Genomic DNA, 22,430 nt, shown 5'->3' with positions numbered 1-22,430 from the left:
CTAGTTGTTCTTTAGTTGGATAGATTCGAAATTTATAAGCTTTGTTTACGACCATTGGTTTCACCCCCTTATAGTTATTATTAATCATCGAACGTATGTTTGTCAAAAGATTACTTTGGCTTATACCAACCGCCATTCATCTCCCCCTTACCGTTGGGCTCTCGCCCTTCACACGCTTGAAGAGGGAGTATTCTGGCGGGAAATGATAAAACTAGAATTAAGAGAAACATTATGTTTGTCTTCTCTCTCGCGACAAAGTTAGCTTTTTCTTTTATTGAATGTAGATGTACCGTACCTTAACATTAGGTGAAACTATAATAAGAAGGGAAGAGAGCAAAATGGCTCACTTTAATATAAAGGTTGCTGTTCAAAAGTTCGGTAACTTTCTAAGTTCAATGGTCATGCCGAATATATCAGCTTTCATAGCTTGGGGGTTAATCACTGCACTATTCATTCCTTCTGGTTTCCTCCCAAATGAAAGCCTTGCCAAAATGGTTGGCCCAATGGTTACTTTCTTGCTTCCGCTTTTAATTGGGTATACAGGTGGTAAGTTAGTTCATGATCACCGAGGGGGCGTAGTTGGTGCTATTGCGACTATGGGTGTTATTGTTGGATCTGATATTCCAATGTTCCTTGGTGCAATGATCATGGGGCCGTTTGGCGGTTATGTTATCAAGAAATTCGATCAATTTATTGAAGGAAAAATAAAAGCCGGTTTTGAAATGCTTGTTAACAATTTCTCAGCTGGGATTCTTGGCGGCTTGCTGTCCATTCTATCTTTCTTAGCGATAGGTCCTGCTGTTGACGTGTTTACAGGATGGCTTGTAGCAGGTGTTGATTGGCTTGTAGGTACAGGTTTACTGCCATTAACAAGTATTCTAATCGAACCTGCCAAAGTATTGTTCTTAAACAATGCAATTAATCATGGCGTCCTTTCACCAATCGGTGTAGAGCAAGTTAAACAAACTGGATCTTCCATTCTGTTTCTGCTTGAAGCAAATCCTGGACCAGGTATTGGTATTCTGCTTGCTTATTGCTTCTTCGGAAAAGGTACTGCGAAGAGATCGGCGCCTGGAGCTGCCATCATTCATTTCTTCGGTGGTATCCATGAAATATATTTCCCTTATATTCTAATGAAACCGATGTTATTTTTAGCGGTCATTCTTGGAGGCATGAGCGGAGTTTTCACTTTAGTTCTTTTAGGCGGCGGATTGTTCGCTCCCGCTTCGCCAGGTAGTATTCTTGCCATTACAGCGGTAACTCCGCATAATATGGGCGCATATATTGCTAACTTTGCAGGTGTGATCGTAGCTGCAATTGTATCATTCATCGTAGCTGCATTCGTCTTGAAAACAGGTAAACAGACGGAGGAAAATATCGAAGATGCTGCGAAAAAAATGCAAGAAATGAAAGGGAAGAAAAGTTCTGTTGCTGATGTATTTGCTTCAGATCCGGGTACTATGCCAACAAACGTCAGTAAAATTATTTTTGCTTGCGATGCTGGTATGGGTTCAAGTGCAATGGGTGCTTCCCTCCTGCGCAAAAAGGTAAAGGAAGCTGGTTTGAATATTGATGTTACAAATACAGCAATCAGCAACATTCCTTCTGACGCACAAATTGTTATTACACAGGAAGAGTTAACTCCAAGAGCACAAAATAAAGTGCCGAATGCTTTTCATGTATCTGTCGATAACTTCTTATCAAGTCCTGAATACGATTCATTGCTAGCACGGCTTCAGGCTGATGGTACTGACGAGCTTCATGAGATTGTCGAAGATGCTGAAGAGGAAGTTCCAGGTGTTCGTGAACATTCAATTGAACCTGGCATCGATGCAGGTGAAGAAGATGCACCGGATGATAATGATCTGCTTCGCGAAGAAAATGTCTTCCTTAATCAACATTTTAACAATAAGGAAGAAGCAATCCGCTTTGCGGGAAGAGCTTTAGTAAATGCAGGATACGTTAAGGAAAGCTACATTGAAGCGATGATTGCACGTGATGAAATGACTTCAACCTATATGGGAAATGATGTAGCCATTCCACATGGAACTGAGGAAGCTAAGAAAGATGTCCTTAAATCTGGATTTACCGTTTTACAGATACCAAACGGTGTCGATTTTGACGGGCAAAAGGCTCGGTTAATATTCGGGATAGCCGGCAAGGATGGCACACATCTTGAAATTCTATCTGGCATAGCGGTTACTTGCTCGGAGATGGAGAATATTGAAAAGATGGTTAAAGCCACATCAGCCAGGGAATTGATGGATATTATAAACGTTAAAAATAATTAAATACTCTTAACCAAGAATAGAAAAGCGTTTTACGCTTTTCTATTCAGTATTTTCTCGTGTTACTCCACCTGAAATGAGTTGGTAGCATGTATATTACTTCAAGGGAAAAATCAATCATAGAATTGATCATAAAAACTTCAGGAAAACATACGGCGATATCCATTGCAACACAACTGAATGTAAGTGTCCGGACGGTTCAACGTGATCTGAAGGCCATAGAAAAAATCCTGCAATCTTTTGAGTTGCATTTAACACGCAATACACATGAAGGGCTGTCCATCGATGGGAAGAATGAACAAATCTTTAGGCTCGTACAGCACCTGATGGGTAATCATCCGATTGATCAAACGCCACAAGAAAGAAAGTTGCATCTTCTTTTAGCTTTATTGCAGGAAGAATCATATAAAACTCAAGCTCTAGCGGGGGATCTCGGTATGAGCATAACCACTCTTTCAACCTATTTAGACGAACTGACTGAGTGGATAAGAAATTTTAATATCGTGATTACCAGAAAAAGGGGAGTCGGAATAGAGCTTACCGGCACTGAAGAAAATAAACGGAAAGCTCAGGCTGCCTATTTCTTGCACTTCTTTAATGAAGAGCTGATTGAAAGTTTATTTTTGTTGCAAGAAGGAAAATTCCCAGAAGGGAAAATCCTCGACTATTTCGATCCCGATTATCTTCTGGCTATTGATGGGGTGCTGAACTCGACCTTTAACAGTGTCCATTCGCGTTTGGCGGATAGCGGGTATATAGGGTTAATTGTGCATATTTATGTAACCCTGCAAAGGAATGAAAGCCAATTTTTTTTGGAGAAGGACTTCAAGAAAATAAGAGAACTTTCGGATGAGAATAATCTTATGAATAAAATAGGCAAGGAACTCAGCATCATGCTGGATGTCTCTTTTACCATCGATGATATAAGCTACCTGGCCGCCATCCTTAAAGGTTCCAAGCTTCATGCGGCGGATGCCGTTCCATATGACAGTGTGGTGCTAGGCCAGCTGATAAGGAACTTGATAAAAGATGTTTCTGCTCAATTGCAAATCGATTTGACCAAGGATTTCCCATTGTATCAAGGGCTCCTTGCCCATATGGAACCATCGCTTTTCCGGATCAAACAGGAAATGGGATTATATAATCCCTTAACGGAAGATATTAAACGAAAGTATCCGGTTCTCTTTTTAGCAGTAAAGACCAGTCTGGAAAAGGGATTCAAAGAAATTAAAGATTTTCCTGAAGATGAAATAGCCTTCATTGTCCTTCATTTCGGATCTGCATTAGTGATGCGGGAGGAAGAAATATCAATAAGGGCACTCATTGTTTGTCCGACAGGTATAGGTACGTCGAAGATGCTTGCAAGCCGGATCAAAAAAGAAATCATAGAAATCCAGACTGTAGAAATCAAGACGATCAAAGATATCCAGCAGCAGGGAAGCCTGAAAAACTATGATGTAATCATTTCTACCGTTCGGCTTCCGTATATCGATATGGATTATATCCTCGTATCCCCTCTTTTGAGTGAAGAGAATATATTGAACATCAGGAATTATTTAAGGAAGAATATTGAAAACTTCACTAAGAATAAGCGTTATAGCAGTCATTCAGCCCAAAAGGATTCCCTGCCAAAAAAAGAGAATGGCGAATTGAAAGAAGTATTGCAGGAACTGAAAGACGTCCAACAAGCAATAGACGCTGTTATCAATAATTTCCGGTTTTATCGGCTGCCTCATCTGAAAGGACATCCGCGAATCATCGAAGAAATGGTTCGGATGGCTGAAAAGAAAGATCTGCTAATGGATGCGGATGATGTGATTGGATCCCTTAACGAACGGGAAAAAAAAGGTGGTTTAGGTATTCCAGGCACTGGAATGGGCCTTTTTCATACCAGACATAAGAATGTGAAAGAGCTGATTTTCCAGGTGGCCCACTTAGATGAACTCTGTGTGGTAAGAGGAATGGACGGAAAAGACGTGTATATGAAAAACCTGTTGCTGATGCTTGCTCCTGAAGAATTAAGTGCGAAGCAGCAGGAAATCGTCAGCTTAATCAGTTCAAGTTTAATTGAAAGCAATGAATCTATAATGATTTTTTCATCATCAGACGAAGAAGTAATTCGCAGTAGAATGGAAGCCATATTTTTGGATTATTTATATACTAACTTGATAAAGGGATGATAGAAATGAAACAAGTAGTACATTTCGGTGCAGGGAATATTGGAAGAGGATTTATTGGGGCACTCTTTTCACAATCTGGATATCATGTAACATTTGTAGATATAGCTGATCAAATCATCGACCAGTTAAATGATAAAAAGCAATACCAAGTCAAATTGGCGACTGATCAGCAAGAATCGGTCACAGTAGAAAATGTATCAGGTTTAAACAGCTTAAAGCAGGAAGAGGAAATCATCAAGGCAATTAAGGAAGCAACATACCTTACGACTGCAATCGGTCCGAATATTTTGCCTCACATCGCACCTTTAATTGCAAAAGGGTTAACTTCAAGAGTGAAGGAAACCGATGAAAAACTATATGTGATTGCTTGCGAAAACCAAATATCAGCAACAGATCTTTTAGAAGGATACATTCTAGAAAACTTAGATCAAGATACAAAGGCAAACTTAGCTGATAAAGTATTCTTCTTTAATTCAGCTGTTGATCGAATTGTTCCGATTCAAAATAACGAGGGTTCCCTCGATGTTTTGGTAGAACCTTATTATGAATGGGTCGTTGAAACGAATGAAAACATTCCTGCCGTTGAGGGGATGACCATTGTAAAAGAACTCGCTCCATTCATTGAAAGAAAACTTTTTACCGTTAATACAGGACATGCTGTCATTGCTTACTTGGGTTATCTTAAGGATAACAAATTGACGATTGACCAGTCATTGGAAGACGAAGGCATTGTAAAGCAAGTCAAGAACACATTAGATGAAACTGGAGCCTATTTAATAAAGGAATACCAGTTGAACCCAGACGAGCATCAGCAATATATTAACAAGATTATTAACCGATTTAAAAATTCTTACTTAAATGACTCAGTAAATAGAGTAGGCCGTTCACCTCTTCGTAAGCTTGGACCAAACGACCGTCTTGTACGCCCTGCAGTAGAAGCGAAGAAAGCTGGACTTTCCTATACACATCTAGCGAAGGCAATAGCGGCAGCTTTACTCTTTAACTATAACGAGGATGAAGAAGCACTAAGGCTGCAAGCGATGGTGAAAGAAAACGGTGTACCTTCTGTTCTTAAAGAAGTTAGTGGTTTAGACGAAAATAGCGAAATTACCAAAGAAGTTGTCAGTCATTACAATGAGTTAAAGAAATAAATAGTTTATGACCAGAGCTCCTGAAATGAATTTTCAGGAGCTCTTTAACTTAAGAATATTGCTGAGGGGATGCAAAGTACTTACGTGATCAATTGCTTTACGCTATACAATGCTCAAAAGGATAAAATAAATTCCCCCTAATACCAACTAAACCACTAAAGATAATTGACTACAGAACAGTAATTTTATATGATAATACTGACTGACTAATCAATCGGGAGGTGAGAAAGAATTTCTACAGAAAAGGTGGATAGAAGAGAGCAAATATTAGAGATTTCGCAACAACTTTTTGCTTCACTTGGTTATCATAAAACGAAGATCTCTGACATCGTTCGAGAAGCGGGTATTGCGCAGGGAACTTTTTATTGGCATTTTAAAAGTAAAGAAGCTATTGCTTTAGAAATTATTCAACAAGGGCGGAACGGACTTCTGGAAGTTGTAGCGCACGGACATCGAAAATTTCCTGGAACTGTTAAGGATGTTGTGAATTCCTCTGAAAAGTTATTTGAAGAGTTGTTTGATTTTTCCGCATCTAATCGATATATGATGGAAATGATATTCAAAGGAATTGACGGTGAAGAGTCACTTAAACAGGTGATTATTGAAACTCGATTGAAGGTGGAAGAAGCTTTTCAAAATAATATCAAAAGAGCGATGGAGCTAAACATTCTACCGGAAAGGGATCCTGGTTTACAAGCTGCATTATTAATGAGTTTATTTGAAGGAATCCTATCTAGATGGTTATTCGGACCGGTCTCAGAGGGTTCGCATATACGAAACAAAACAACGGCGGAACTGGCTAAAGAAATGGTCAGATTCGAATTTTTTGGATTATTAGGAACATATAAAGGAGACAGATTATTATGAAGAAAAAATATTCATACCTTACATTGGTATTATTATTAGCCTTTACTTTGATATTAAGTGCTTGTGGTTCGAAAGATGATAAGGCAAGCGAAAATAAAGAAAGCAGTGCAGATTTATTACAACAAATCAAAGATCGCGGAACACTTAAAGTAGGGCTTATGGGTACATATCAGCCATACAATTTCTTGAATGATAAGAAAGAGATGGATGGATTTGATGCTGATATCGCGAAAGAAATGGCCAAACGTCTTGGAGTGGATGTTGAATTTGTTTCTCAAGAATTTTCAGGTATGGTGGCAGGATTACAAACAAAAAAATTTGATGCAGTTATTAGTCAAATGACCATTACTGATGAACGTAAAAAACAAATGGACTTTACGGAACCGTATATCACTAACCATGTGAAGGTAATCGTTCAAGAAGATAATAACTCGATTAAGTCTGTAAAAGATTTCAAAGGCAAGAACATTGGAGTAGGGCTAGGTACTAATGACGAAACATATCTTCGTACAGAGCTGCTTCCAGAGGTGGGGGATTTTACAATTAAAGCATATGATGATGTTATTACATCATTAAAGGATTTGGACTCTGGAAGAATCGATGCAACCATTAATAATATGTATGCGTTGAAACCAGTTGTAGAGAGTAATGGATTTAAGATCAAAGCAGTTGGTGAACCGGTAAAATCTGATAAAGCAGGAATCGCGATTCGTAAAGGCAATGAATCATTATTGAAAGAATTGAATAAACATCTAGCTGATATGAAAGAAGACGGCACATATAATGAGATTTTTGTGAAATGGTTTGGGGAAGAGCCACAAGAATAAACCTTTAGTAGTAGAAAGGATACAAGCAAAGTTATGGATGTTATTTGGGTTAACCTACCATTTTTATTGAAGGGAGCGTATTATACGCTCCTTATCACCATTATTTCAATGTTTTTTGGATCGATTATTGCTGTGATTGTGGCGGTTGCAAGACTAAAAGGTAATAAGTTTATTAGGTGGATGGCTCGTGCATATGTTTCCATCATAAGAGGTACTCCCACTTTGGTCCAAATTATTATTGTGTATTATGGACTGGCTGATTACGGATTAAATCTTCAACCACTAACAGCGGCTTATATTGCGTTAAGCATTAGCATTGGGGCTTACCTGTCTGAAACATTACGCGGAGCGATTCAATCTATCCCTAAAGGACAATATGAAGCGGCATATGCTTCTGGAATGTCGCCATATCAAACGATGCGCAGGATTATTTTCCCTCAAGCGATTCGGGTGGCCATCCCGCCAGCAGGCAATACATTTATTGGGATGTTAAAAGAGACATCACTTGTCTCCGTTATAACGGTTACCGAATTATTGCGTTCAGCTCAATTATTAATCGCTCAATACTATGTGTACATGCCATTTTATTTAGCAATTGCGCTAATGTATTGGATCATGAGTACAGGATTTTCCTTTGTCTTGGAAAGAATTGAAAAACGGTTATCAATATATGACTAAGTATGGTGAAGTAGAATGATAAACATCAACAACCTATCGAAGAGTTTTTCAACATTAGAAGTGTTGAAGGATATTAATTTACAAGTGAACAGCGGCGAAGTTGTTGTGATTCTTGGACCGAGTGGTTCAGGTAAAAGTACATTGCTTCGATGTATAAATGGTCTCGAAGAATTAACGAGTGGAACTATTGAAGTGAGCAACATTGTCGTTGATGCGAAAAAAAGTCATAAAGAGCGCAATAAACAAATTAAAAAAGTCCGTCTTCATACGGGAATGGTTTTTCAACAATTTAATTTATATCCGCATAAAACGGTATTGGAAAATGTTATCGAAGCACTGTTAATTGTGAAAAAATGGTCGAAAAATGATGCAGAGATAAAAGGGGAAACGCTGTTAAAAAGAGTAGGTTTGATTGATAAAAAAGATGTGTATCCTTCCCGATTATCTGGAGGTCAGCAACAAAGGGTTGCGATTGCAAGAGCACTTGCCATGGAACCGGATATCTTATTGTTCGATGAACCAACGTCTGCATTAGATCCAGAGTTGGTAGATGAGGTGTTGGCTGTAATTAAAGAACTTGCTCAAGATGGAATGACCATGGCTATCGTTACACACGAGATGACTTTTGCTCAGGAAGTTGCTGATCGAATCGTCTTCATGTCAGATGGTGTCATTGTTGAAGAAGGTCCACCAGAGGAATTCTTTTCACAACCACAAACCGATCGAGCCAAGAAATTTTTGAAGAAAATGTAGTTAATATAAGGAGAGCTGGAGGAATTATTATGAAAGTGGTAACAAAATGGAATGGCCAGCGCGCTTTCACGGCTGTTGGAGATTCAGGTTATGAAGTAAGTATGGACGCAACTCCTGCATATGGAGGCGAAGGAAAAGGATGTACACCAACTGAAATGCTGCTGGCTTCTCTAGCTGGTTGCATTGGAATTGATGTCACGATGATACTGAAACCTTATTTGTCATCTGTGGACAAGCTTGAAATTGAAACAGATGGTACGAGAAAAGAAGAATTGCCAAAAGGATTCACATCCATTGTTGTGACTTTCATCATTGATGGGCAAGTGGACAGTAAACGAATCTGGAGGGCAATTAATCTGGGCAAAGAAAAATACTGTGCGGTATCAGATTCTTTGAAAGCCGATATCTCATTCCGGCTGATTTTAAATGGGGAAGAACAAGCAAAAATAGTTACTGATCAAAACCAAGGAGAATAACTACCTTTAACTTTTCAAAAGCACTGTGGAGAAATCTCTACGGTGCTTATGTTTTTTTAAAGGAATAAGAAAAAGGATATTTCTTAGGAATATAAATTTAACGCTTGTAAATAGTAATCATTACGTTTTATAATGAGAGACAGTCAAGAAAATAGTTACATCTATAGTGATAATTCTTGAACTAAAAGGATTTTTTTATAGTATAAATCGTAATTATTTTGATTTGTGTGATGAAGGGGTCTTTTTATGTTGAGAATATAGCACTTACTTGAATTTGATACTTTAACTCGTGAGTTTAGCGCAGTTACTCGTGAATTTGGTACTTTTACTCGTGAGTTTAGCGCCTTTACTCGTGAGTTTGGCACTTTTACTCGAGAGTTTGGCGCAGTTACTCGTGAGTTTATTACTTTTACTCGTGAGTTTAGCGCAGTTACTCGAGAGTTTGGCACTTTTACTCGAGAGTTTGGCGCAGTTACTCGAGAGTTTGGCGCAGTTACTTGTGAGTTTGGTACTTTAACTCGTGAGTTTAGCGCAGTTACTCGTGAGTTTGGCACTTTTACTCGTGAATTTGGTACTTTTACTCGTGAATTGAGTGCATTTACTCATGGGTTCGTTCATTAACTCGAGTTTAGTCCTCTTCGCGTAAGTTTGGAGAAAGGAGAAGCAGGAAAGAAGGTAGAAGATTATCCAATCCATACATAGTAAGGAACCTATAAACAAGGGACAATTTGAATGATTTCTGATTGGAGAAATCTCTCACTAGTAATATCAAGAAATTATTTCCTGTCAAATCATGATAGTAAAACTGCGATATAAATCGTAATCAATACGATTTTCGACAACTGATATAAAACTAAAAATATTTATGGAGGATTATCTTATGTTCAGGAAATACAAATCATTATTTATTCTATTTCTAGCAGTCTTTTTCTTTCTTTTGGTAGCATGTTCTTCCGAGACTGCAAAAGAACAAGAGAAAAAGAAAAAAGAAGTGAATTTACTTTTTAATTTTGCCACTAGCTCGCTTGATCCTAATGTTGATACAAGCTATGTGTCACTTCGTGCAGGAATTACTGAAACTTTGGTACATCTCAATGATAAGGACTTGACTATTGAGCCTTGGCTGGCTGAAAGCTGGAATAGTAAAGATGGACAATTATGGGAGTTCAATCTAAGGGAGGGAGTGACGTTTCAGAATGGAAAACCTATGGATGGCGAGGCAGTAAAGGCATCTTTAGAGAGGGCGATGAAAGATAGTCTAGCGATTAAGAATGCCTTGCGCATTGATTCGATAGAAGCAAAAGGAAATACTTTAATGATTAAAACAGAAGTTCCCTTTCCGGAGTTCCCATCTGAATTGGTTCATCCAAACACATCGATTCTTGACGTAACGGAAAGTGACTTTATAAACAAACCAATTGGGACAGGCCCTTTTGCCGTGTCGAAATTCACACCAGGAACTGCAGTGGATCTTAAGCGGTACGATTCTTACTGGGCTGGAGCCGCGAAACTGGAGAAAGCCAGATTTTCGTTTAATGAAGATGCCAACGCGCGCTCTCTTGCACTTGAATCAGGAGATGCTGATATTGTCTTCCGTCCAGAAGTTGAAAGCCTAGCAAATTTAGAAGCTATAGATGGGGTAACTGTGGAGTCCACATCTACTTTCCGTGTACATCAAATGACGATGAACTTAGAACGGAAAGCGCTGCAAGATATACACGTTCGTAAGGCTATAGATGCTTTGATAGATCGTTCATCCATTGCGGATACGATTTTACAAGGTCATGCAGAAGTTGCCACAGGACCTTTTCCATCTACGTTCTCATTTGCTCCAGACTATCCAAAAAAAGAGAACGGAATGGAAGCGGCTAGAGAATATCTTGAAAAAGCAGGATATAAGAAAGTACATGATGTTATGCAAAAAGACGGCAAACCGCTTTCGTTTACGCTTCTTACTTACAGTTCACGTGCCGATTTACCGTTAATCGCTCAAGTATTTCAATCGGATGCTGCGCAGCTAGGAATTGATGTGAAAATCAAACAGATTGAAATCCCGGAAGAGTATATGGCTGCCAATCGGGATTGGGATTTAACAACGTACAGTAATTTAACGGCACCGCGCGGAGATGCCGGTTACTATTTAAATGCAACGTATCATCCAAATGGCGCCTTAAACTTCAGTGGTGCGGATGACGATCACTTGACGGCACTTATTGACAAGTTAAACGTAACGGTTGGGCAGAAAAAACGTTCAGATTTAGCTGAAGAAATTGCGATGTATGTGGATGAACAAGTATATAACTCATTTATTTTACATCCCAACACACTTGTTGCATATAACTCCAATAAAGTTGAAAACTGGATCACTTCGCGAAGTGAATACTACATGCTGACGAATGAACTGGATGTGAAGTAAATGTTCCGCATTCTAGGCAGGCGATTTATCGAGGTTGTGATTTTTATCCTTGTTACTACATTTATCAGCTTTCTTTTTGTGCGGCTCGCTCCAGGTGATCCGGTACTATCAATTCTTCAAGTGGATGATGTATCGATCACAAACGAGCAAGTCTATGAGCTTCGTGAAGAATTGGGATTCAACGATCCGTTGCTTGTGCAGTATGGCCATTGGTTTGCGGACTTTGTTCAATTAGATTTCGGAAATTCCTATATTACGAATCAGCCTGTGATGAAAATGATTTTAAGCGGTCTGCCAGCGACACTTGAACTGTCAATGGGTGCTTTACTTGTCATGCTTAGTATAGCCATTCCTTTAGGATCGCTTGCTGCTTTATATAGAGGCAGTTGGATTGACCAGATAAGTCGTGGAGTCTCATTATTAGGCGCAGCTATCCCTAGCTTTTGGCTGGGACTACTTTTGATTGATTTATTCGCGGTGAGATGGGGGGTATTTCCAACAATGGGAAGGGACGGATTCATTTCAATGGTCTTGCCGTCGGTTACTTTGGGCCTTGCCATTACAAGTGTATACGTCCGCTTGCTGCGTTCGAGCTTGATTGACTCGCTTAGTCATGAATTTATCAGAGCCGCCCGGTCAAGGGGGATTTCAGAAATACGTATCTTCTTTGCCCACGCATTTCGCTATAGTTTACCGCCGGTCATAACTGTATTCGGCGTTAGCCTTGGCAGCTTGATCGGCGGGGTCGTCGTGGTTGAAGTGATTTTTGCCTATCCTGGTATTGGGAAGATGGTCGTTGACTCCATTCGGTCTCGTGATTACCCAGTCATCCAAGGATACATTTTAATTATGGCTATTATTGTATTTATGGTAAATAGCGCAGTGGATTTAACTTACCGATATTTGAATCCTGAGCTAAGACTAAAGGAAAGGAATAATAGATGATGGAATTAGTGTTCAGAAAACAAATTAAAAGACGATGGAAAGCTGCTGCTATTTATACAACGATGGCTTTTGTGTTTGCTGTTGCAGCGTACACCTTTCTTGGCCTGAAACATGATCCGCTACTAGTCAATCTGGCTGAAAGATTATTGCCAGCAAGCTTAGAACATCCGCTCGGCACGGACCACTTAGGGCGTGACGTATTAACGCGTCTGCTGCTTGGTACAAAGCTGACGGTTGGCTATGGGCTCTTATCCTTGTTAGTTGCTGTTATAATCGGCGTCCCGTTTGGGGTGATTTCTGGATTCAAAGGAGGTCTGATCGATCGAATTTTCATGCGTATTGCAGATGCTTTTTTATCGTTTCCAGATACGATTGTAGCTATTGTGTTGAGTGGTCTATTAGGTCCGGGAATAGAGAACCTGCTGTTGGCCATTGTTGTAGTGAAATGGGTGAACTATGCTCGGCTTGTGCGCAGTACGGTGATTACTGAGCGTCAGAAAGATTATGTGACGGTAGCTAAAATTAATGGAGTTAGTTCCTTCCGAATTATGCGAAAACATCTATTTCCGCACCTTATTGGGAATGTACTCGTACTGGCAAGTCTCGATTTAGGGAAAATCATCTTACTCATATCTTCCCTGTCTTATATTGGACTCGGTGCGCAGCCTCCAGCACCAGAATGGGGAGCAATGCTCAATGACGCCCGTCCTTACTTTCAATCCAATCTGTTTCTGATGATTTATCCCGGACTTGCTATTGGATTTGTCGTTCTTTTATCAAACTTATTCGGTGATTATTTGCGTGATAAATTTGATGTGAAAAAGGAGGTGGAATCGTGAGTATTTTAACCGTTAATCATCTATCTGTTATAGGAAAACAAAATAGGATTGTCAAAGATATTTCGTTAGACATCCATAAAGGAGAGTGGTTCGCACTTGTTGGTCAAAGTGGTAGCGGCAAAAGCATGACAGCAATGGCAATCGGACAGTTGCTAGCGCCAAATCTCCAAGCAAAGGGAGAAATATGGTATCAAGAAAAGAATTTATTAACGCTGTCTTCCTCTGAAATGCGGAAAATTCGCGGAAAGCACCTAGCTTATATTTTTCAAGATTACCAAGGTTCATTTACTCCGTTTCTTACCATTGGACAACACTTCGAGGAGTATCAGCGGACGCACCTTAAACTGTCTAAAAAAGCAAGACGGCAGCAAGCTGTGGAAGCGCTTATTTCCGTTGGCCTTTATGAAGATATCTATAGAAGATATCCGTTTCAATTAAGCGGGGGGCAGCTTCAACGTGTGTCCATTTCGATAGCACTGCTGCTTAAACCAGATATATTGATAGCAGATGAACCGACTACTGCTTTGGACAGTGTATCTTCTTTTAAGGTTTTGCAATTGTTATCCCGGTTGCAAGTAGAAACCGGCTGTGCAATTTTGTTCATTGCCCATGATTTGCGTCATGTGAAGAAATATGCGAACCGAATTGCTGTTATGAAAGAAGGAGTAATCATAGAAACCGGTGATAAAAATCAGGTGCTGAATCATCCGCAGCACGCTTATACAGATAAACTGATTCAATCATCGCCATCACTTAGAAGCAGGAGTTCATTAACACTTGAAGGAGTGTCAGGATGAGTTTATTAGAAGTGAAAAATGTCCATAAAACGTACGATAACGGTGTGGAAGTTCTTAAAAACGTGAATTTTAGCATGGAGAGGAAAGAGTGCCTAGGTTTAGTAGGAGAGAGTGGGTGCGGGAAGAGCACGCTTGCTCGCTGCATTTTACAGATTGAATCTATTAATAAAGGTATAATCATGTTCGAGGGGACGCCTCTGCAAAACAAAAGCGAGCGCAATTTAAAGCCGTACCGAAAAAACATCCAAGCGGTTTTACAAAACCCTGCTTCAGCGTTGAATCCAAAACTAAGGATAAAAGATTCGCTAATAGATCCTTACCTGCAATACAGCAGTCAAGCTAAGATGAAACAATTTCAGTATACAAGTGAAGAAAACTTTGTCGCCCAGCTATTAGAAGCTGTAGAACTTCCAACGGAACTTGCTGAACGATTTCCGCATGAACTAAGTGGAGGACAGAAGCAGCGAGTGACCATTGCACGCGCTATTAGTATTGAACCAGCGCTTATAATTTTAGACGAACCGGCTTCAAGTCTTGATGTGCTATCACAAGCAGCCGTATTGCGTTTGTTAGATGAACTACGAGTGACGTTGGATATTTCATATCTTTTTATTTCTCATGACCTGGCGGCTGTGCATGAGATGAGTCAAAAAATCATGGTGATGAAAGAGGGTGTCATTGTTGATTCATTCGAGAGGGAAAACCTCTTTTCTATGGACCGTCATTCATACACACAAGAATTATTAACCATGTTTGAATGATGAAGAACATCAGGAAAACCGCTCTATCTGTTTAAAATATAAATCGTAATGATTTTGATTAACGACAGATAAGGATTTGAACCATAAGGGGGGAAATGCGGTGAATCACAGATCATATCTAGCCTTAGCCATTCCTTTGACCATTTCGACGATAACGACACCTCTAATAGGTGCGGTGGACACGGCAGTAGTGGGTCAGTTACCCAATCCGGCTTATTTGGGAGGTGTAGCTGTAGGTACGATTATTTTTAATACCATGTATTGGCTGTTCGGCTTTTTGCGAGTGAGTACATCTGGATTTGCTGCACAAGCACTTGGTGCAAAGAATGAACAACAAGGAATGTTAGCCTTTATCAGGCCGTTATTAATAGCGATTGCGGTAGGAATATTTTTTATACTGCTTCAAGGTCCGATTGAACATATTTCATTAACCTTGATAAACCCGGACACTGACGTTCACTTATATGCCTCTGAATACTTCAGCATTCGAATCTGGGGAATTCCATTTACTTTAATGAATTACGTTATCTTAGGATGGCTAATGGGAATGTCCAAAATCAAGGTTTCGTTAGTGCTACAAGTGTTTATGAACCTCATGAACATTGTTCTGGATTTGTTGTTTGTCCATGTTTTCGCATGGGGTGTATCTGGAGTAGCTATAGCAACTCTTCTATCAGAGGTAACAGCCTTTTTCATTGGGCTATTTATTATTTGGAAAGCGACGCCCTATCGAATTAAAATACCTCCCTTTAAAGAGATGATTGACCCGTTGTCTTTTAAAAAAATGATGGCGGTGAATCGAGACTTATTTATCAGAACGCTCTGTTTGCTAACTGTTTTTAATATCTTTACGGCAAAGGGCGCGTCATATGGAACGGAGATATTGGCAGCCAATGCCGTCCTTATTCAAATTCACTATATAATGGCTTACTTCTTTGACGGGTTCGCAAATGCCTCTAGCATTCTTGTTGGAAAAGCCATTGGTTCGGAGGATAAGCACTTGTATAAGAAGACCCTTATGTTGTCCTGGCAGTGGGGGGGGCCTATCCTCTCTAATGATTGCTGCCAGTTACTATCTATTTAGTGATTACATCATTTCACTATTTACACGCATACCTAGTGTCATTGATTTGGCAAATGATTATGGAATCTGGCTTATTTTGTTTCCTCTTTCGGCAAGTGTAGGCATCGTTTTCTACGGTGTTTTTACAGGGGCTACAGAAGCTGGGCCTATTCGGAACTCAATGATTTACTCCTTAATCGTTTTTTTAATAACCTTATATATCTTTGTGCCTTCGTTTCAAAACCATGCGTTATGGTTGGCCTTTACTGTATTTAGCTTAGGGCGTTCAGTATTTTTAGCACTGCATATACCACAGTTAAGTCATAAATTATTTCCTAAGAGGAGTGTTAGACATGAAGACAATCGAATTAGCTAGAAAACAAGAAAAAATCATTAATACATATACAGAAACATATAAAATCTTACTAGCAGAACAAGATTTATCACCAAATAATGAGATAATTAATCACGTTTTATCTGAACTAGTTTCCATTCTTTCTAAACCAATAGATCAATCCATAGCAGAAGATATTCTTAACGATAAGGAGATTAAATCAATTAGGGGAACCATGCTTGAAAAGCTGACGATTGCCGAAACCTTAATGGAGGATTACTATGCCAAATTATTTATTGGCAAGGTGAATTCCTTAGATGACTTTCGTTCATTTATTTATTGGGATAACTACAAAGAACTGATCAAAACAGAAATACATGAACTAAAAAAAGTAAAAAATGATTTTCATTCGTTCGCATTTATAGGAGCGGGTCCTTTACCTTTAAGCCCCTTACTGCTTAAACAAGAATTGGGTTCAAAAATGACCTGTCTCGATATTGATAAGCAGGCTTATACATATGGCCAGGGTTTCATACAAGATTTAGATATTGATAGGAACTCAAGCTATATTTTAAAAGATGGTGCTCTACATGATTATAGTGGATATGATCTTATCTGGATTGCCAGCCTTGTTCCTAATAAAGAGGATATTTTAAAACAAATATTTGAGACGAATCCAAAGGCTATAGTGGCCATTAGATCGGTGGATGGCATACATCAATTATTATATGAACAAGTCGATGCAACAAAGTTTCACAAAGTGGCATGTGAAGAAGTCGGCAGAACTATTGCAGATTCTTTCATCATTAATTCAACAATATTATACACATACAAACAGTAAAACCCATCAAACGAGTTGCTTCGGCAATTCGTTTTTTTATATGAGTAAGTTATTAAACTAAAAGGTTCGGGAGGGAGTAGTTACCCCAGCAGGTGTGAACAGCCAATTAGGATAAGAATAAGGCACTCCTGCATGACTAGTTTATTTTGATTTGCGAGTAATACTTGAATTGAGAGTCTATTATATATCGATGTGAAAATCGCCTTTGCATTTCCATGAAGTCATTATCATTGGCCTAATCTGTAGCAATAAGAGGAAAGGAATTTTTTTCTTAAGATTCGTAGAAAAAAACGGGAAGTGTCCAAAGGTTGTCTATGTGGCAGTCGTTTGGGGTTAAATATTGGAACTTTATTTGTGGAAATTTGCATATAATTACAAACGGAATGGTGGCGGAGAGATGTTCTTGCTCCTCTAAGGTAGTTGTAATTGGAAAAGTTTTCTATTAATATGGAATATGAATAATGTCATAGGAGGTTGTACATTGGCTTTACAAATCAAAGAAATCACAAAGAAATTTGGAGATTTCACAGCTGTTAATAATCTAAATTTCACTATCCCCGAGAAAGAAATGTTTGGTTTTTTAGGAGGGAATGGTGCAGGGAAAACAACCACGTTTCGTATGATACTTGGCTTGCTTGACCCAACCGAAGGAGAAATAGTTTGGGATGGCAAGAAAATCGATTATACGACCAGTTCATTAATTGGTTACCTTCCTGAGGAACGCGGACTATATCCAAAGCTGAAGGTGCGCGATCAGATTGTATATTTAGCTAGATTAAGAGGCATGAGAAAAGGAGATGCATTGAAAGAGTTAGAATATTGGCTTGATCGTTTTATGGTGCCAGAGTACATCGATAAGCGTGTTGAAGAGCTTTCAAAGGGAAATCAGCAAAAAATCCAGTTGATCGCTTCCATGATTCATAAACCGGAATTGCTTATTCTTGACGAACCCTTTAGCGGACTAGATCCTGTTAATGTGGAAATGCTGAAGAAGGCGGTCATCGACTTGAGGGACAGCGGCACGACGATTGTTTTCTCAAGTCATCGTATGGAGCATGTTGAAGAGATGTGTGAGCATCTTTGCATTATGCATAAAGGATCCCCCGTAGTGGCTGGGAAATTGAAAGAAATTAAGCGTTCTTTTGGAAAAAAGAATGTGTCAATTAAAGCTGATTTTGATTTATCTTTCTTGGATGCTTATCCTGGTGTAACAAAAGTTAAGGACACGATGGAAGGGAAAATTCTTCAAGTCACTGGTGAAGATGTAGCTGAGAGCATGATTCGTGATCTTGTTCCAAAAGGGTTCGTTCGAAAATTCGAATTGGAAGAACCATCGCTGACGGATATTTTCATTGAAAAAGTAGGTGCAGTCTATGAATAAATTTTGGATTGTTCTGTCCCATACATATCTATCAAAATTAAAAACGAAATCCTTTATCATTTCTACAGTCATTATGATGGCATTGATTCTTGTTCTTACAAATATTTCGAAGTTTATTGATACATTCGATAGTGATGATCAGGAAAAGGTTGCCGTTATCGATCTGACTGAAGGTAGTTTATTTGATTCTTATAAGACTGCGGTAGCAGGTGTGAACGATGAGCTCTCGATAATATCCGCCCAAGATGAAAAGGAAGCGGATGAAATGGTTAACGCAGAAGAAATCGTTGGGTATCTGTTAATCGAAAAGGATGACAGCCTAGGTTTTAAGGGAACGTATAAAGCGAATCAAATTTCAGATTCAATGGTAAGTAATGATTTGCTTCTCGCACTTACCCAACTGAAAAGCCAAATCACAGCGAATGAATTGAAATTGACAGAGCAGCAAATCACTCAATTGAATACGCCGCCAGTCTTTGAAACGATTGCACTTCAGGAAAATGCAAAAACAGAAGAAGACCTCAATCAAGCCCGTGGTCTCGTGTATGTGCTTTTATTCGTTATTTACTTTGGTGTGTTGATGTATGCAACGATGATTGCAATGGAAGTAGCCACTGAAAAAACATCAAGGGTCATGGAAATCCTGATTTCAAGTGTCCCGCCAGTCACGCAGATGTTTGCCAAAATAATGGGGGTAGCTTTGCTTAGTCTTACACAAATGATTTTATTTTTTGGATTAGGTTATTTATCAATTAAGCAAAACTTGACAGGCATGAATGAAGGATTTTTCGCATTTTTTGGTTTCGGCAGCATCAATATCTCAACGATCATTTATGCGATCATCTTTGCATTGCTTGGTTATCTTCTGTACGCGACACTTGCGGCTTGTCTTGGGTCCGTTGTCAGCAAAATTGAAGATGTCCAGCAAATGATTTCACCGATGACCATGCTTGTTGTCATTGCCTTTATGATTGCGATGTTTGGACTAGGGAATCCTTCAGCTAGTTATATTACCATTACATCATTCATTCCATTTTTCACTCCAATGATTATGTTTTTGCGTGTAGGAATGCTTGATGTCCCTTTCTGGGAAATCGCAATAAGCATTGCTGTATTGATTTTAACAATTATTTTACTTGGTATTATCGGAGCGAAAATCTATCGTGGTGGAGTCCTGATGTATGGAAGCTCAAAATCACTAAAAAGCATCAAAAATGCATTGCAATTATCAAAGAAAAATTAACCTTAAAACCTGGATCCCTCACTTTTTTTTGAGGTATTCAGGTTTTTTTATTTTTTTCATGATTTATGAGTTCAGCTCCTAAAAACCCTTATGACTTTTTCTAAGGAATAAGTTTATTTACTTCTACTATTCCTTCCTTCATATGTACTGACACTTATTAACTCCAATAAGATCCCAACTAATTCAGCTGTTCTAGACAAGATAGTCCTTCGAAATTCATTCGATATATTGAAAGATACATAGGGGGATTTGTTAAGTTTAATGTAAGTCTATTAAACTTACTTGACAATATAAGCTTATTAAAATATAATTACTTACATAAAGTAACCAACAAAAAAGGAGAATAAATAACATGAATAGAAATGAAGCTGGTCAAGTTTTTTTACGGATAATTTTAGGTCTTACTTTTTTCATTCACGGAGTTTCAAAGTTTCAAGGTGGAATAGGTAACACGGCAGGCTTCTTTGATAGCCTCGGAATTCCTGGGTTCATGGCTTATGTGGTAGCATTTATCGAATTAGTCGGAGGTCTTGCAGTAATAGTTGGCTTTGGAACACGAATCGTTTCTATCTTGTTTGTCGTTATTATGCTGGGTGCCATTTTCACGGCTAAATTACCTGCTGGATTTCTTGGCAATGGACAAATGGCAGGATACGAGCTGGACTTAGCACTGCTTGCTATGTCCGTTTATCTAGCATGTGCAAATCGCTCGCTTTTTTCTTTAGATAATAAACTCTTTAATAAAGAAGGGAAGTAACAATATGATGGGGGAATTTCATCAAAAGCCCGTTACGTTTGTTAGGGAAGTTAGTATTAATGTCATGCATTTGGATAATGCCATCAGGTTTTATCAAGATATCATAGGTCTCCAATTATTGAAAAAAACGGATCGTAAAGCTGTTTTAACAACAGATGGTAAAACCCCGTTGCTTACGCTTGAGCAGCCCGCTGATGTAATTCCAAAAGAAGGAAGAACAACAGGCTTATATCACTTTGCTCTTTTGCTACCAACCCGTGCTGACTTGTCGATCTTTTTACGTCATTTACTTCAAATAGAATACCGGTTTGGAGCTTCGGATCATGATGTAAGTGAAGCGCTGTACATTACTGATCCGGATGGAAATGGCATTGAAGTCTACTGGGACCGTCCATCTTCTGACTGGAAATGGTCAAATGGAGAAGTTGCGATGGGAACGGACCCGTTAGATGGAAACAGCCTTCTGGCAGAAAGTGACGCCGAGTGGAACGGACTGCCTGCTGGTACGTTAATGGGACACATTCATTTACATGTAGCGGATCTACGAAAAACAGAAGAGTTTTACATGTTGGGTCTTGGGTTTACTATTGTGAATCGATTTGGAGGGGCTCTCTTTACTTCAACCGGCGGATATCATCATCATATCGGATTAAACACATGGAATGGCGTTGGCGCTCCTGCTCCAAAGAAAAACAGTGTAGGGCTCAACTGGTATTCACTTGTTTTTGCAGATGAAGTAGCGAGAAACAAAGTGATTGAAAACCTAAACAAAATTGGTGCTGAAGCTACAAAAGAAGACGATTTTTATGTCATCACAGATCCGTCAGGAAATGAGATTCATTTAGTTATCTAAAGCCTTTAGGGTTGGAACTATAGTATATTCAGAAAGCATTGGTGAGAAAAAATGGGATTTTTCAGTAAGTTATTTGGAAATAAAGATACAAGTGCAGAGGAGAATAAAAAAATGACAAAAGTATTATTTATCAAAGCAAACGATCGTCCAGCAGACCAGGCAATTAGCTCAAAAATGTATGATACATTTGTAAAAACTTATAAAGAAGCGAATGGTACGGATGAAGTGATTGAGTTAGATTTATTTAAAGAAGAGCTACCGTACTATGGTAATACAGCGATAACTGGGATGTATAAACGAAACCAAGGTTTTGAACTGACACCTGAAGAAGAAAAAGCAGCTAGTTTAGTTGATCAATATTTAAATCAATTCCTTGCTGTGGATAAAGTAGTATTTGCTTTTCCTTTATGGAATTCAACGGTACCTGCTCCGCTAATCACGTACCTTTCTTATTTGGCTCAAGCTGGAAAAATGTTTAATTATACAGCGGAAGGTCCTGTTGGATATGCTGGTGATAAAAAAGTCATGCTTTTAAACGCTCGTGGCTCAGATTATTCCGTAGAAGGAATGGCTTCTGCTGAAATGGCTGTAAACTTAGTGAAAACCATCATTAGCCTATGGGGCATCAAAAATCCAGAAGAAGTGGTTATTGAAGGACATAATCAGTATCCTGATCGCACACAAAAAATCATCGCGGATGGTTTGGAAAACGTTGCAAAAGCAGCTGAAACATTCTGATTGTGAAATGAAAAGAATAGCAGGCAAAGGAAGGCCCTCCATATCAATCGGAGGCCTTCAGACTGTAGACAAATTCGTAGAAAGCGAGTTTGCCTGCAGTTTTTTTATTGAAAAACGTTTCAGTTGATTTCAGAAATCCGCTCCCTTTCCGCCGACTGTCTGCCAAGCCTCCTCGCCGCAAGCGTCTGTGGGGTCTCGGCTAGCCAGTTATTCGGCAGGAGTGTCGCAAATTTCTTCCATCC

General features: G+C 39.0%; 20 protein-coding genes and 1 pseudogene. 20 read left to right on the top strand and 1 reads right to left on the bottom strand.

Translation table 11 applies throughout. The annotated features are described in order from the left end of the window. The coding region (locus AKG34_RS29735; RefSeq protein WP_377428655.1) for a helix-turn-helix domain-containing protein at positions 1-55 on the bottom strand (55 nt) is incomplete at its 3' end. 283 nt (positions 56-338) lie between these two features. On the opposite strand from AKG34_RS29735, the gene AKG34_RS18730 reads away from it, so the two are divergent. From AKG34_RS18730 to AKG34_RS18635, 20 genes and pseudogenes are all read left to right on the top strand, one after another. Beyond that, positions 339-2,291, top strand: a complete 1,953-nt coding sequence (locus AKG34_RS18730; RefSeq protein WP_053347487.1) for a PTS mannitol transporter subunit IICBA — start codon at positions 339-341, stop codon at positions 2,289-2,291. Between the two features lie 86 nt (positions 2,292-2,377). Continuing rightward, positions 2,378-4,468: a BglG family transcription antiterminator gene (locus tag AKG34_RS18725; RefSeq protein WP_053347486.1), complete on the top strand. Its 2,091-nt coding sequence runs from the start codon at positions 2,378-2,380 to the stop codon at positions 4,466-4,468. A 5-nt stretch (positions 4,469-4,473) separates the two neighbouring features. Continuing rightward, positions 4,474-5,619 carry a mannitol-1-phosphate 5-dehydrogenase gene (locus AKG34_RS18720; protein WP_053347485.1) on the top strand — a complete coding sequence of 382 codons (1,146 nt, stop codon included), beginning with the start codon at positions 4,474-4,476 and terminating at the stop codon, positions 5,617-5,619. Between the two features lie 246 nt (positions 5,620-5,865). Continuing rightward, on the top strand, positions 5,866-6,486 hold the full coding sequence (locus tag AKG34_RS18715; protein WP_152952313.1) for a TetR/AcrR family transcriptional regulator: 621 nt from the start codon (positions 5,866-5,868) through the stop codon (positions 6,484-6,486). Further along, positions 6,483-7,313: a transporter substrate-binding domain-containing protein gene (locus tag AKG34_RS18710; protein WP_053347483.1), complete on the top strand. Its 831-nt coding sequence runs from the start codon at positions 6,483-6,485 to the stop codon at positions 7,311-7,313. Before AKG34_RS18715 ends, AKG34_RS18710 begins: the two co-directional genes overlap by 4 nt. Positions 7,314-7,346: 33 nt before the next feature. Next, complete coding sequence (locus AKG34_RS18705) at positions 7,347-7,991, top strand: amino acid ABC transporter permease (RefSeq protein ID WP_053347482.1); 645 nt, start codon at positions 7,347-7,349, stop codon at positions 7,989-7,991. A gap of 15 nt (positions 7,992-8,006) precedes the next feature. Then, complete coding sequence (locus tag AKG34_RS18700; RefSeq protein WP_053347481.1) at positions 8,007-8,744, top strand: amino acid ABC transporter ATP-binding protein; 738 nt, start codon at positions 8,007-8,009, stop codon at positions 8,742-8,744. A gap of 29 nt (positions 8,745-8,773) precedes the next feature. Next, the gene (locus tag AKG34_RS18695) at positions 8,774-9,220 is read left to right on the top strand and encodes an OsmC family protein (protein ID WP_053347480.1); all 447 of its coding nucleotides are present in this window, start codon (positions 8,774-8,776) and stop codon (positions 9,218-9,220) included. An 880-nt stretch (positions 9,221-10,100) separates the two neighbouring features. Beyond that, positions 10,101-11,636 (top strand): nickel ABC transporter substrate-binding protein, encoded by a 1,536-nt coding sequence (nikA, locus tag AKG34_RS18690; protein ID WP_053347479.1) that lies wholly within the window; start codon positions 10,101-10,103, stop codon positions 11,634-11,636. Continuing rightward, on the top strand, positions 11,637-12,581 hold the full coding sequence (gene nikB / locus AKG34_RS18685) for a nickel ABC transporter permease (protein WP_053347478.1): 945 nt from the start codon (positions 11,637-11,639) through the stop codon (positions 12,579-12,581). A gap of 62 nt (positions 12,582-12,643) precedes the next feature. Then, on the top strand, positions 12,644-13,420 hold the full coding sequence (gene nikC / locus AKG34_RS18680; RefSeq protein ID WP_236695023.1) for a nickel transporter permease: 777 nt from the start codon (positions 12,644-12,646) through the stop codon (positions 13,418-13,420). Then, on the top strand, positions 13,417-14,217 hold the full coding sequence (locus AKG34_RS18675) for an ABC transporter ATP-binding protein (RefSeq protein WP_330219159.1): 801 nt from the start codon (positions 13,417-13,419) through the stop codon (positions 14,215-14,217). Before nikC ends, AKG34_RS18675 begins: the two co-directional genes overlap by 4 nt. After that, complete coding sequence (locus tag AKG34_RS18670) at positions 14,214-14,978, top strand: ABC transporter ATP-binding protein (protein WP_053347476.1); 765 nt, start codon at positions 14,214-14,216, stop codon at positions 14,976-14,978. Before AKG34_RS18675 ends, AKG34_RS18670 begins: the two co-directional genes overlap by 4 nt. 100 nt (positions 14,979-15,078) lie before the next feature. Beyond that, a pseudogene (locus AKG34_RS18665) lies at positions 15,079-16,417 on the top strand (MATE family efflux transporter). Continuing rightward, positions 16,395-17,216, top strand: a complete 822-nt coding sequence (locus AKG34_RS18660) for a nicotianamine synthase family protein (protein WP_053347475.1) — start codon at positions 16,395-16,397, stop codon at positions 17,214-17,216. Before AKG34_RS18665 ends, AKG34_RS18660 begins: the two are co-directional and overlap by 23 nt. Positions 17,217-17,697: 481 nt before the next feature. After that, positions 17,698-18,597 carry an ABC transporter ATP-binding protein gene (locus tag AKG34_RS18655; protein WP_053347474.1) on the top strand — a complete coding sequence of 300 codons (900 nt, stop codon included), beginning with the start codon at positions 17,698-17,700 and terminating at the stop codon, positions 18,595-18,597. Next, the gene (locus AKG34_RS18650; protein ID WP_053347473.1) at positions 18,590-19,840 is read left to right on the top strand and encodes an ABC transporter permease; all 1,251 of its coding nucleotides are present in this window, start codon (positions 18,590-18,592) and stop codon (positions 19,838-19,840) included. Before AKG34_RS18655 ends, AKG34_RS18650 begins: the two co-directional genes overlap by 8 nt. Before the next feature lie 352 nt (positions 19,841-20,192). Beyond that, the gene (locus AKG34_RS18645; protein ID WP_053347472.1) at positions 20,193-20,597 is read left to right on the top strand and encodes a DoxX family protein; all 405 of its coding nucleotides are present in this window, start codon (positions 20,193-20,195) and stop codon (positions 20,595-20,597) included. Between the two features lie 7 nt (positions 20,598-20,604). Continuing rightward, positions 20,605-21,450 (top strand): VOC family protein, encoded by an 846-nt coding sequence (locus AKG34_RS18640; RefSeq protein WP_053348160.1) that lies wholly within the window; start codon positions 20,605-20,607, stop codon positions 21,448-21,450. 51 nt (positions 21,451-21,501) lie between these two features. Then, positions 21,502-22,188 carry an FMN-dependent NADH-azoreductase gene (locus AKG34_RS18635; protein WP_053347471.1) on the top strand — a complete coding sequence of 229 codons (687 nt, stop codon included), beginning with the start codon at positions 21,502-21,504 and terminating at the stop codon, positions 22,186-22,188. The last annotated feature ends 242 nt before the right edge of the window (positions 22,189-22,430 follow it).

Origin of the sequence: Peribacillus butanolivorans, from assembly GCF_001273755.1 — a bacterium.
Taxonomy (GTDB): domain Bacteria; phylum Bacillota; class Bacilli; order Bacillales; family DSM-1321; genus Peribacillus; species Peribacillus butanolivorans.
The sequence above is the reverse complement of the archived record's forward strand: the minus strand, read 5'-3'. Positions and strand labels throughout refer to the sequence as shown.